This window comes from Frigoribacterium salinisoli (genome assembly GCF_054781095.1).
The window spans coordinates 115,139-127,663 of sequence record NZ_BAAGVB010000001.1 but is presented as its reverse complement, the minus strand read 5'-3'; the positions used below and the strand labels follow the sequence as shown (position 1 = coordinate 127,663).

At 76.0% G+C, this 12,525-nt stretch carries 6 protein-coding genes; 2 read left to right on the top strand and 4 right to left on the bottom strand.

All coding sequences use genetic code 11. From position 1 onward, the window contains the following. The first annotated feature begins 6 nt into the window (after window positions 1–6). A complete protein-coding gene (locus tag ACYVHQ_RS00615; protein WP_460509936.1) occupies window positions 7–1,371 on the top strand; it encodes a zinc-dependent metalloprotease in 1,365 nt (454 codons plus the stop codon). Between the two features lie 849 nt (window positions 1,372–2,220). Here ACYVHQ_RS00615 and ACYVHQ_RS00610 read toward each other — a convergent pair. Both ACYVHQ_RS00610 and nudC read right to left on the bottom strand, forming a co-directional pair. Further along, window positions 2,221–3,933, bottom strand: a complete 1,713-nt coding sequence (locus ACYVHQ_RS00610) for an ATP-dependent helicase (protein WP_460509934.1) — start codon at window positions 3,931–3,933, stop codon at window positions 2,221–2,223. Beyond that, on the bottom strand, window positions 3,930–4,862 hold the full coding sequence (gene nudC, locus ACYVHQ_RS00605) for an NAD(+) diphosphatase (RefSeq protein WP_460509932.1): 933 nt from the start codon (window positions 4,860–4,862) through the stop codon (window positions 3,930–3,932). Before nudC ends, ACYVHQ_RS00610 begins: the two co-directional genes overlap by 4 nt. A 73-nt stretch (window positions 4,863–4,935) precedes the next feature. Between nudC and ACYVHQ_RS00600 the strand changes: the two genes are divergently transcribed. After that, entirely contained in the window at window positions 4,936–5,934 is a 999-nt protein-coding gene (locus ACYVHQ_RS00600; protein ID WP_460509930.1) for a phosphotransferase, read from the top strand. 72 nt (window positions 5,935–6,006) lie between these two features. Here the strand turns inward: ACYVHQ_RS00600 and ACYVHQ_RS00595 are convergent, their stop codons facing one another. Next, window positions 6,007–9,267: an ATP-dependent helicase gene (locus tag ACYVHQ_RS00595; protein ID WP_460509928.1), complete on the bottom strand. Its 3,261-nt coding sequence runs from the start codon at window positions 9,265–9,267 to the stop codon at window positions 6,007–6,009. Continuing rightward, a complete protein-coding gene (locus tag ACYVHQ_RS00590; RefSeq protein WP_460509926.1) occupies window positions 9,264–12,422 on the bottom strand; it encodes a PD-(D/E)XK nuclease family protein in 3,159 nt (1,052 codons plus the stop codon). Before ACYVHQ_RS00590 ends, ACYVHQ_RS00595 begins: the two co-directional genes overlap by 4 nt. Between the last annotated feature and the right edge of the window lie 103 nt (window positions 12,423–12,525).

Sequence of the window (12,525 nt, the reverse complement as noted above, 5' to 3'; positions counted from 1 at the left end):
GTCGGCATGTCTGATGAATCGCAGCGGGAGCCGGAGGACGAGTTCCGCGACATGCTGCGCCAGTTCCTGTCCGGTGACTCCGAGATCGACCCCTCGAAGCTGGCCGGTGCGGCCGGCCTCCCCGACGACCCCGCGTTCGTCGCGCGCCTGATGAGCCAGCTCCAGGCCGCGGTCGCTCGCAGCGGCGACGGCATCGACTGGAGCGTCGCCGTGCAGCAGGCGACGGCCCTCGCCGGTCAGGGAGCCCTGGCCACCGGTCCCGCCGACACCGCCTCGCTCGACCAGGCCTTCCACGTCGCGGCCCTGTGGCTGGCCGACGTCACGGGCGTGGCCGAGCTCACGGTCGCCCCGCGCCTCCTGACCCGCGCCGAGTGGGCGACGGCCACCATGCCGGTCTGGAGCCAGCTCGCCGAGCCCGTCGCCGCGTCGATCGCCGACAGCCTCACCGAGGTCCTGCAGCAGCAGGCCCCCGACGAGATGAAGGGCATGCTCGCCGGGGCGGGCCAGATCATGCGCAGCGTGGGCGGCACGCTCTTCGCGATGCAGCTCGGCCAGGTCGTGGGGCAGCTCTCGACCGAGGTCGTGTCGGGCGGCGACGTGGGCATCCCGCTCCTGGACGACCAGCAGGCGGCCCTCCTCCCCCAGAACGTCGCGGCGTTCGGCGAGGGCCTCGACCTCGAGCGCGACCAGGTCGAGCTGTACCTCGCGGTGCGCGAGCTCGCGCACGCCCGGCTCTTCCGTCACGCGCGCTGGCTGCGCCTGCACCTCATCTCGTCCATCCGCGAGTTCGCACAGGGCATCCGCATCGACACGTCGCGCCTCGAGGAGCTGGCCGTCGACCTCGACCCGTCGAACCCCGAGCAGCTGCGCGAGGCCATGGCCAGCGGTGCCCTCATCCCGCCGAAGTCCGACGAGCAGCTCGCGGCCCTCGCGCGGCTCGAGACGACGCTCGCCCTCATCGAGGGCTGGGTCGACGTCGTCACCGCGCAGGCGACCGCCCGGCTCCCCCGGTCCGGCGCGATCGCCGAGACCGTGCGTCGCCGCAGGGCCTCAGGAGGCCCGGCCGAGTCCGCGTTCTCCACCCTCGTCGGCCTCGAGCTCCGGCCGCGCCGCCTCCGCGAGGCCGCGGTCCTGTGGCAGGCGGTCACCGACGCCGTCGGGCACGAGCGTCGCGACGACCTCTGGTCGCACCCGGACATCGTCCCGACCGCCGCGGACATCGACGACCCCGACGCGTTCGTCGCCCGGCTCACGTCGACGGAGCCCCGCTTCGACGACGTCGACCAGGCCATCGAGGACCTCCTCAACGACACCAGCGACGACCGCCCGCGCGAGGCGGAGGACGGCTCCGCGGAGGACCCGGAGCGCTGACCGCCCGGGGAGGGGGCTCCTCCGAGCCTCCCTCCCCAGGGCCCGTCGACGTCCGGCCCGACGACGGCCCTGTGGACAAGTCCGAGGGCGACCCTCGCCGACGGCATCCTCGTCACGTGCTCCTCCGTCTCGATCCTCGTCATCCGGTCGCCTGGCGCGACCCGTCCACCCTCCAGCTGGGCGTCGACCACGTGGTCGCCGTGCTGACCGACGTCGACGGCGCCGACGAACGCCTCCTCGCCGCGCTGGCGCGGGGCGTCCGCGGCGGCCCGTCGGCGCTCGCGGTCCTGGCGAGGGCGCCCGCCGACCAGGTGGCCCGGCGCCTGGCCGAGCTCGCTCCCGCGTTGGGCCCCGCCCGCCCGGGACCGCCCGCGCCGGAGGTCGCCGTCGTGGGCGACGGGCTCCTGGCGGCGGCCGTGGCGGACCTCGCCGCGGCCTCCGGCCTGCTCGTCCGCCGGGCGGGCCACGACGACGAGGGCCCCGCCGCCCGGGTGGCCGTCCTCGTGGCCGACCACGTCCTCGCCCCGCGCGACGCGCACCGGTGGCTGCGCGACGACGTCCCCCACCTGCTCGTGCGCCGCGGCGACGCGCACGTCGACGTCGGTCCGTTCGTGCACCCGGGGGCCACGGCGTGCTCGCGCTGCCTCGACCTGGACCGCACCGACGCCGACGCGTCCTGGCCGGCCCTGGCCGCCCAGCTCTGGCGACGGACGGCACCGCCCCTGCCCCGTCTGCCCCGCGACCTGGCGTCCGCCCTCGCCGTGCAACGGTTGCGCACCGAGCTCGGGCTGCCCGGGCCCGTGATCGCCCCCGGCACCGTCCTGCGCGTCGACGTCGTGACGGCTGCGGTCAGCGTCCGCGAGACACGGCCGCACCCGGCGTGCGGGTGCGCAGCTCCTCCAGGAACCTGCTCGGGCGACGCTCCCCGCCACGCCCTTGACCGGAGCGGCTCCACGACAGCCGCAGGCGCCGTCGCGCGCGCGTGACCCCCACGTAGAGCAGGCGGCGCTCCTCGTCGACCGCACGCTCGTCCGTGGCGTACGTGATCGGCACGAGGCCCTCGCTGAGTCCGACGACGTGCACGCTCGTCCACTCCAGGCCCTTGGCGGAGTGCATCGTCGCCAGGGTCACGGCGGGCAGCGTCGGCTCGTGCTGGCCCGCCTGCCTCGTGAACAGCTCGTCGACGAACTGCCGGAGGGTCGTGCCCGCGGGCGAGGCCTCCGCCAGTCCCAGCAGGGCCGACAGCGACTCCCACCGGTCGCGCACGGCACCGCGCTGCTCGGGCGCCTCCTGCGTCCAGCCGAGGGAGCGCAGGACGTCGCTCACGGTCTTGAAGAGGGGCTCGTCGACGATGCTCACGGCGGCGCCCTTGAGCATCATGAGCGCCTCCTTGACCTCGCGCTGGTCGAAGAACCGGGTGGCCCCGTGCACGCGCGTGCTGATCCCGAGGTCGCCGAGGGCCCGTTCGAGCAGGGCGGCCTGCACGTTGACGCGGTACAGGACGGCGATCTCCTGCGGCGGGGTGCCCGAGCGGATCTCGGCGGCGACGGCCTCGGCGACGCCGCGGGCCTCCGCGCCGTCGGACGGGTACTCGACGACCGGTGGGGGCGTCCCCTCCACGTCGACGGCGGGCTGGAGGTGCAGGGCACCCGGTCGACCGCGCATCAGCTGGTTCGCCGCGTCGACGATGGGTCGCGCGGAGCGGTAGTTCTGCTCCAGGCGCAGGACCGTCGCGTCGTGGTACCGCGATGCGAAGCCGAGCAGGTAGTCGCTCGACGCGCCCGCGAAGGAGTAGATGGTCTGGCTGGCGTCACCGACCACGCAGAGGTCGGTGCGGTCGCCGAGCCACAGGTCGAGGAGGTCCTGCTGGAGCGGCGAGACGTCCTGGTACTCGTCGACGACGAAGAAGCGGTACTGCTCGCGGACCTGCTGGGCGACCCGGGGTTCGAGCTCGAGCATGCCCACCGTCGCCAGGAGGACGTCCTCGAAGTCGATCTGCCGGCGTTCGTCCTTGATCCTCTCGTAGGCGTGCTGCAGGTCGATCGCCTGCTCCGCGCTCACGTTCTGCGGCAGGCTGCGGTCGGGCAGGGCGCGTTCGTAGTCCTCGAACGTCAGCCGGGACACCTTGCGCCACTCGATCTCGGCGGCGAGGTCGCGCAGCGACGCGGTGTCGATGCGCAGGCGGAGGCCCTCCGCGGCGTGGGCGAGGAGCTTGGCCTTGCCCTCGAGCAGCCTCGGCACCTGACCGCCCATCGTCTGGGGCCAGAAGTACGACAGCTGGGACAGCGCCGACGCGTGGAAGGTCCGCGCCGACACGCCGCCGGCGCCGAGCAGGCGCAGTCGACCGCGCAGCTCGGCGGCGGCCCGCGACGTGAACGTCAGCGCCATGACACGGCCCGGCGTGTAGACGCCCGTCGCCACGCCGTAGGCGATGCGGTGCGTGATGGCCCGCGTCTTGCCCGTGCCCGCCCCGGCCAGCAGGCAGACGGGTCCCAGCAGCGTGTGGGCGGCCACGCGTTGCTGGTCGTCGAGGCCGGCGACGAGGTCGGCGGCGCTCGTCACTGGTCGAGCTCGCCCCCGTACCAGTCCTCGATGACGGCCCGCGCGATCGACGTGCGCCCCGGCAGGAGGATCGAGGGCAGGGCGTCGCGGAGCTCGTCGCGGCTGAACCAGCGCAGGTCGAGGATCTCCGCGCCGTCGGGGGTCAGCGTGCCCGGGTCGACCGGGTCGACGACCGCCCGGAAGCCCAGCATGAGGCTCGCCGGGAACGGCCAGGGTTGCGACCCCAGGTACGTCGCGTCGGTGACCCGCACGCCGGACTCCTCGAGGACCTCGCGCTCGACGGCCTGCTCGAGGGACTCCCCCGGCTCGACGAAGCCGGCGAGCAGCGACCAGCGGTTCGACTCCCAGAGCGCGTTGGACCCGAGCAGGAGGCGGTCCTCGGCGTCCGTGACGGCGACGATGATCGCCGGGTCGGTCCGCGGGAAGACCTCCTGCCGGTCGTCCGGGTCGCGGCGCACCCAGCCGGCCTTGTCGCTGACGAGCGGCCGGCCGGTCCGCGGCGAGAAGCGGTGCGAGGCGTGCCAGTTGGCCAGGGCCACGGCTTCGACGGCCAGCCCCACGTCGCGGTCGCTCAGGGTGGTGCCGAGGGCGCGGAGCGTCTGCCAGGCGTCGTCGTCGGCCTCCAGCGCCGCGGCGCCGGCCTCGTCGTAGAAGGCCGCGACGACCGGGGTGCCGACCGGCTCGGGCGAGTCGGGGTCGAGCGAGCGGCCCAGGTAGACGTGGTCGGTGGCCGGCGGCAGGCCCGTCGGCGGGAGCAGGGCGAGGCCGCCCTCGGGACGGACGAGCGTGCGGCCGTCACGGAGCGGGAGGACCCGCGTCGCGTCGTCCGCGAGCAGCTCGGCCACGGCCTCCGGTCGTTCGCGCGTGAGGTAGTCGCGGTCCACGCGGTGCCGGGCGAGCGGGAGGCGGGGCGTCAGCGGCGCGGGCATGGAGGACCAATCATCGCGAGTTGTCAGCGTGGCGCGGGGCGGGGCACCGCGTGGCTCGGCCTACCCTGAGGGCATGGCCCGATCCCACTTCACTCTAGCCGCGTTGGCCACGGCCGCCGTCGCCGAGCTCGACGTCACGGCCGCCGCCCCGCACGGCTCGTCGGGCGCCGGCGACTACGACTCCGCGCTCCTCACCGCCCGCGACGGCCACCACTTGATCGTGCGCGTCCCCCGCCAGCAGCGGGCCGAGGCGAAGCAGTCGGCCGACCTCGTGGCCCTGCGTGCGCTGAGCGTCGGCGTGCGCGGCCGCCTCCCCTTCGGCGTGCCCGCCTACAAGGGCCAGGCACCCCTCGGCCGCACCCGCGGGATCGTCTACGACGTCGTCCCTGGCCGCCACCTGCGGGTCCGCGACGTCACCGTGGGCAGCGGCCTGCCCACCTCGATCGGCCGCGCGCTCGCCGCCGTCCACGCCCTCCCGACGAGCTTCGTCACCGACGCCGGCCTGCCCAGCCGGACCCCGTTCGAGGCCATGCGCCAGGCCGCGTCGCTCGTCGACCGCGCCGCGGCGACGAAGCTGCTCCCGGCCGCCCTGCTCGAGCGCTGGGAGGCGGCGATCCAGAACGCGTCCCTGTGGCAGTTCCAGCCCACCGTCGTCAACGGCGACCTCGAGGCGTCGTCCCTGCTCGTCGACGACGGCGCGGTCACGGGCGTGCTCGGGTGGCACGACCTCCAGGTCGCCGACCCCGCCGCCGACCTCGCCTGGCTGCTCGGCGCGGCCCCCGCCGCCGCCGACGAGGCCTTCGACGCCTACGCCACGGCGCGCGGCCAGAGCGACCAGCAGCTGCGCCACCGCGCCGAGCTGCACCGTGAGCTGGACCTGGCCCGGTGGCTCCTGCACGGCACCTCGACGAAGGACACCGAGGTGGTCGACGACGCGGTGCGCCTGATGACCGCCCTCGTCGACGCCCTCCACGACGACGACCGCGGCGCCATCGGCTCCGGCGACACGGGCGCCCTCGACGTGCACGACGTCGAGGAGCTCCTCGCGACCACCGAGCGCCGCCACCACTGACGACCGGGACGAGCACCCGCACCGACGCCACCGTCGCCGCCCCGGCACACGGCCTTCAGGCCGGGGCGCGGCTCAGGCCCAGAGCGCTGCGGCGCCCTCCACGCCCGCCCAGAGCGCACGGAGCTCGTCGAGGTCGGCGACGTGCCGCGGTCGGAGCGCCACGTCGTCGGCCACGTAGTAGAGGACCGCGTCGATGAGGTCCGGGTCGATGTCCCGGTGCGCGGCGTACGCCTGGCGGTACAGGGCCAGCTGCAGCTGACGGAGCTCGAGGTCGTCGTCGTCGGTGGGGGCCCGCCCGGTCTTCCAGTCGACGACCTGCCAGCGCCCGTCGCGCTCGAAGACGGCGTCGAGCTTGCAGACGACCGTGCGACCGCCGAGCGGCAGGTGGATCTCGACCTCGACGTCGACGGGTTCGAGCGTGGCCCACTCCGAGCGCTCGAAGGTCGCCTGCAGCTCGGCGAGCCGGCGAGCGTCGTCCGGGTCGACGAGGCCCCGCACGCCGCCGGCGCGCTCGTCGTCGAGGTCGGTCTCCCCGGCCCAGGCGTCGAGGGTCTCGGTGCGGCCCTCGGGCCGGTAGCGCTGCTCGACCCACTCGTGGAACAGCGTGCCCAGGCGGGTGGCGCGGTACGGCCGCTCGGGCAGGGGGCGGCGCAGTCCGGCGGCGACCGCCGCGGGGTCGGAGACGTAGTCCTTGAAGCGCGAGGCCGGGACCCGCTGGGGCAGCCCGACGGCCGCGGCGCCCCGTCGGAGGGCGTCGCGCTCGCGCAGCAGCAGCTCGATGTCCGCCGCCCTCGTGCCGGGCTCAGGAGGCTCCGGCTCGCCCGCCGAGGCACGGTCCCGTCGGGCGCGCCCCACCATCGCCGCGGCACGCTCGACCTCGTCGCGTCGGCCCCCGAACGGCTCGACCGGCCAGGCGAGCTCGCGCCCCTGCTCGGCGAGCGGGTTCCCGTCCGCCTCGGGCGCCTCGGGGAGGACCCCCTCGGGCAGCACGCCCTCGGCGACGAGGTCGACGAGGTACCGGCTGGCCGGGCGGGGCTTGACGGCGGAGGCCCAGAACGAGCCGCTGAGCAGGAGCCGGTCCCGGGCCCGCGTCAGCGCCACGTAGGCGAGGCGGCGTTCCTCGGCCTGGTGGCGCTCACGGAGGGCGTCCTTGAACTCCTCGAGCCCGTCTGCGAACTCCTTCTGGTCGGCCACGCCGCGCCAGGCGAGCACGGGCAGCTCGGCCGCGTCCCCCCGGAAGTCGTAGGGCAGCTCGCCGAAGCCGAGCCAGCCGGAGCCCTCGCGCGGGGTGCCGGGCAGCTCGCCCTCGACGAGCCTCGGCACCGCGACGGCGTCCCACTCGAGCCCCTTGGCGCCGTGGATCGTCAGCAACTGCACCGTGCCCGCCTCGCCCGGTTCGGAGCGGGGCCCCATGTCGTCCCGGCGCTCCGCCGCGGACAACCAGGAGAGGAACCCGCCCAGGCTGCCGGTGTCGTCGGTCGAGAGGTACCCCGCGAGCTCGTCGTGGAACGCCTGCAGCCAGGGCCCTCCCCCGCCGGCCCCGGTGGCCGCGTGCACCTCGACGTCGAGCAGCATCTCCTGTTCGACGAGGGTCACCAGGTCGAGCAGGTCGAGCCCGACCCGCCCGCGCAGGAACTGCAGGTGCGCCCCGAGCGCGCGCAGACGTCGCAGCCCCTCGGGGCTGAAGGTCCCGAGCTGCCCGTGGTCCTCGGGCGCGGTGGTCACGAAGTCGAGCGCGTCGACGATCGAACCGTGCTCGCCGGCCGCGACGGAGGCCCGGAACCGCTGCGCGACGACGTCGTCGAGCCGCTGCTGGGCGTGGTCGTGCGAGAAGAGCCACGACGACAGGTCGCGGAGCGCACCCACGTCGTGCACGCCCAGGCGCCAGCGGGAGCCGGTGAGCAGGCGCAGCAGCTCGGAGCCGGCGGCCGGGTCGTGCAGCACGCGGAGGCAGGCGACGAGGTCGACGACCTCGGGCCGTTGCAGCATGCCCCCGACGCCGAGGACGTGGTGCGGGACGCCGCGCGCGGCGAGCGCCTCGACGAAGACGGGCAGCGTGCGCTTCGACCGGAACAGGAGGGCCGCGGAGCGCGGTGCCCCGTCGTCGCGCGGGACGGCGAGCTGGTGGGCGAACCAGTCGGCGACGGCCGCGGCCTCGTCGGGCAGGGTCTGCTGCCAGCTGACCTCGACGGTGCCCCGCGGGGCTCCCGGCCGGGGCTCGAGCCGGCCGACGGCGGCGTCGGCGGACCGACCGAGCTCGGCCACCACGGCGTTCGCGGCCTCGAGCACGTGCTCGGCGTTCCGCCAGCTCGTCGACAGGCTGTAGACCGCCCCGGGCTCGGCCCGGAAGTCGGCGGGGAACCGCCCGAGGTTGGCGGCGCTCGCCCCCCGGAACCCGTAGATGGACTGGTGCGGGTCGCCGACCGCCATGACGCCCGTGCCGGCGAAGAGCCGTGCCAGCAGCCGCGTCTGCACGACGCTGGTGTCCTGGTACTCGTCGAGCAGCACGACGCGGTAGCGGTCCCGCAGCTCGGCCACCACCTCGGGCGCGGTCTCGCACACCTCGAGGGCGAGCGCGACCTGGTCCGAGTACTCGACCAGGCCGCGTCGCGCCTTCTCGGCGGCGAAGGCCTCGGCGAGCTCGAGCAGCGGGGGCAGGGCCTGCACGCTGCCCACGGCGTCGAGCACGGCCTTGTAGGGCGTGCCCTTCGTCGAGGGCAGCCCGGCGAGGCCGAGGAACTCCTCGGCGAAGCGGCGGACCGGTCCCGCCTCGGTGACGTTCTCGCTCAGGGCGTGGGCGAGCCGGAGGACCGCCTCCGTGAGGGCGTCGACCGAGCGGCCCAGCGCGGCCAGCCGCTCGTCGGTGCTCGTCACGACGAGCGAGCGCGCGAGCTGCCAGGCGGAGGCGTCCCCGAGCACCTGGGACTCGGACTCCCGGCCGACCCGGAGGGCGTTGTCCCGGAAGATGCCGTTGGCGAACGCGTTGTAGGTGCTCACGGTCGGCACGTCGAACGGGTCGGCGGCCGCGGCGAGCAGGCCGAGGCGCTCGAGGTCGCCGATGCGCGCCTGGACGCGCTCCCCCAGCTCGCCGGCGGCCTTGCGGGTGAACGTCAGCCCGAGCACCTGCGAGACGGCCACGTGCCCGTTGACCAGCAGCCAGACCACGCGGGCGGCCATGGTCTCGGTCTTGCCGCTGCCGGCGCCCGCCACGACGAGCGCGGGCTCGAGCGGTGCCTCGATGACGGCGCGCTGCTCGGGGGTCGGCTCTGGCCGGCCCAGCAGCCGGGCGATCTCGACGGCGTCGAGCGGACCCCGGACCTCGTCGCCGCTCATCGCCGCGCCCCCGTCACGTCGCCGACGACGTGGATGCGGCAGGACCCGCCGTAACGTCCTTCGCAGTGGTCGTCGAGGCGGGCCACGAACACCTGCCCCGCCATGCCGCGCGCGGCCTCCTGCACGCGCCGGCGGAACGCCTCGAGGCCCTCGCCGTCGAGGACGCCCTGGCGGGACTCGCGGTACGGCTTGCCCCGCACGCCGTGCGAGACGAAGAGCAGCGAGGCGCCCCCGCTCGCCGCGCCCTCGCCCGCCGCCTCGACGGCACCGGAGGCCAGCGCCAGCTGGTACGAGGCGAGCTGCGGGTGCTCCTGCACGGCGGCCCCGGTCGGGGCGCTGCGCCCCGTCTTGAGGTCGACGATGAGGACGCTGCCGTCGGCGAGCCGCTCGACGCGGTCGATGGAGCCGCGCACCGTGGCCGGGGCGACGTCCAGCTCGAACCGGGACTCGGCCCCGAGCAGCTCTCGCCCCTCGGCGAGCGCGTCGCGGAGGTAGGCGGCGAGGGCGTCGGTCATCGTGCGGGCACGACGCCGCTCGGCCTCCGCGATCCAGGGCGACTCGAAGTGCAGCTCGTGCCAGCGGGCCTCGACGACCTGCCACAGGGCCTCGGCGTCGACGCCCTCGGCGTCCTCCAGGGCCGCGTGCAGGACCGTGCCGAGCCCCATCGAGGCGGTGGGCGCTCCACCGCCGAAGCGCTCGACGAACCAGTGCAGCGGGCACTCCTCGAAGGTGCCGAGCTGCGACGGCGAGACGGGCACGCGCGCCTCGGCGTCGGCCAGGTCGACGAGCGGGGCCGTCGTGCTGGGCTCGAGCAGGCCCCACCACTCGTCGGGCGCCGCGCCGGCCACGCGCTCGTCGGCGAGCCGCGCGAGCGACGCGGCGGCCTCGGCCGCGACGGTGGACGAGCGGCTCGTGACGAGCTGGTGGCGGAGGTGCCCGACGAGTCCGCGCAGCGACAGGGGGTGCCCGGTCGGGGCCGAGGGGAGGTCGCCGGGCAGGAGGCGGTGGAACGCGGAGGGGGCCTCGTCGTCGTTCTCGGTGCAGGACAGCACGACCTGCTGGGTCGCCCGCGACACGGCCACCGTGAACAGGCGCAGCTCGTCGGCGAGCACCGCCCCCCGCGCGTCGACCGACGAGGCCGCGGCCGAGCGCGGGTCGGTGCCCTCCGCGGCGAGCGCGAGCTCGTCGGGGGCGAGCAGCGCGCCGCGGAGCCGCAGGTTCGGCCAGACGCCGTCCTGGAGGCGCGCGACGACGACCACGTCGACCTCGGTGCCCACCGCCCCTGACGGGCTGCAGACCAGCACGCTCTCGGCGCGCGCCTGGGGCGAGAGGGTGTCCTCCGGGACCTCCGCGTCGAGGAGGGCGTCGAGGAACCCGACCGCGGGCGCCTCGGGGCTGCGCTCGACGAAGCGCTTGGCGGACGTGAAGAGCGCCACGACGCCGTCGAGGTGCCGGTCGGCCTCGGCCGCGAGGATCCCGTGGCCCCCGGACCGGGCCGACCACTCGGCGGCGAGGCCGCTGCGCTCCCAGAGCCCCCAGAGGACCTCCTCGATGCTCGCCCCGGACGCCGCCGCGCGCCGGGCGCGATCGAGGCTGACCGCGAAGCGGCCGGCCCGGGCGGCGGGGCGCGAGTCGATGGTGGCGAACCGCCCCGGCCCCGACAGGGCCTCGACGAGCAGCTCGTCGGCGCCGCGGTCGCCGCCCGCCGCGAGCTCGTCGGAGCGCAGCGCGAGCCGGAGGCGGCGCAGGGACAGCGCGTCGAAGCCCGCGAGCGGTCCGAGGAGCAGCTCACCGGCGATCTCGGCGGTGAGGGCGTCGCGGCCCACGGCGACGGACGCCGCGAGCAGCAGGTGCTTCGCCCCGTGCTCGTCGCGCACCGCGCGCCCGGCGAGCGAGGTGCGGGTGGGCACCTCGGCCGAGCCCAGCCCGCGGGCCACGCCCTCGACCTGACCACCGCTGCGGACGACGACCATCATGCGGGACCACGGCACGCCGCGCAGGAGGTGGTGCTCGCGCAGCACGCGGGCGACGGACGCGATCTCGTGGGCGGGGCTGTCGGCCCGGACGGTCAGCAGCGGCGGCACCTCGCCCTCGCCGGACGGGTCGTCGGCGTCGCGCCCCGCCGGGGACGCGTGCTGCTGCCCGGCGGCCGCGGTGCCGATCCGCGCCGTCACGCGCTGCACGAGGTCGCGCAGCGCGGGCCCCTGACGGTGGGCGCGCTCCAGGTGCAGGGTCGTCACGTCGGCGACGCCCAGGCGGGCGCCCAGCCGACCGAGGACGTCGGGGGACCCGCCGCGGTAGGAGGTCGTCGCGAGGTCGGGGTCGCCGAAGGCGACCACCGCGACCCCCCGGCGGACCAGCGCGCGCAGCAGGGCGAGCGTCGACTCCGTCGCGTCCTGCGCGTCGTCGAGCACGACCAGGCGCAGCCCCTCGACCACGGGGGCGGTCTCGCCCCGGTCGAGCGCGGCCACCGCGTAGTCGACCAGCTCGGCGGAGTCGAGGTGGGCGCCCCTCCAGGAGCCGAGGACGTCGTGGTACTCGTCGGCGAAGTCGGCGGCGGCCGCCCACTCGGGCCGGTCGAGGGCGGTCCCGAGCCGACGCAGGCCCGCGCCGTCGACGCCGTGCTCCGTGGCGCGCATGAGGAGCTCGCGCAGCTCGGTCCGGAACCCGCGCAGGGCCCGCACGGTGGGCCCGAGGTGGTCGGGCCAGGCCGGCCCGGCGCCCGCCGCCTCGTGGCCGGCCAGCAGCGTGCGGAGCACGGCGTCCTGTTCGCCGCCCGTCACGAGGGTCGGCGGGGCCTGCCCGGCGAGCCGCGCGGCGTGGCCGACGACGTCGAAGGCCAGCGAGCTGACGGTCCGCGCCAGCGGCCCGGGCGTGGGCACGTCGAGGCGTCGGGCGATCTGGTCGCGCAGGCGCGTGGCCGTGGAGCGGGCGGGCGTGAGCGCGAGCACCGAGCCGGCCCCGTGGCCGCGGCCCTGGACGTGCTCCACGACGAGCTCCACGAGGGTCGTGGTCTTGCCCGAGCCGGGTGCTCCGATCACGGCCGCCGTCGTGCCGTCGGGCAGTCCGAGGACGGCCCGCTGCGACGCGTCGAGCCGCACGCCGCGCCTCTCCGAGGACGGGGCGTCGGCAGCGGCCGGGGCGGTGGTGGTCACGCGCCCACGGTAGCGACCCCCCACCGTCAGCGCCGCCGTCCGCACCGTCGCGTGCGCTGTCGGTGAACGCGGGGGCGGCCGGTCGGAGGGTCGGTTATCGTGA

What these genes read in the sequence shown, in the direction of transcription:
- ACYVHQ_RS00615 (WP_460509936.1), top strand. Translation starts at nt 7, where the DNA reads ATGTCTGATGAATCGCAGCGGGAGCCGGAGGACGAGTTCCGCGACATG.
- nudC (WP_460509932.1), bottom strand. Translation starts at nt 4,862, where the DNA reads ATGCCCGCGCCGCTGACGCCCCGCCTCCCGCTCGCCCGGCACCGCGTG.
- ACYVHQ_RS00600 (WP_460509930.1), top strand. Translation starts at nt 4,936, where the DNA reads ATGGCCCGATCCCACTTCACTCTAGCCGCGTTGGCCACGGCCGCCGTC.
- ACYVHQ_RS00595 (WP_460509928.1), bottom strand. Translation starts at nt 9,267, where the DNA reads ATGAGCGGCGACGAGGTCCGGGGTCCGCTCGACGCCGTCGAGATCGCC.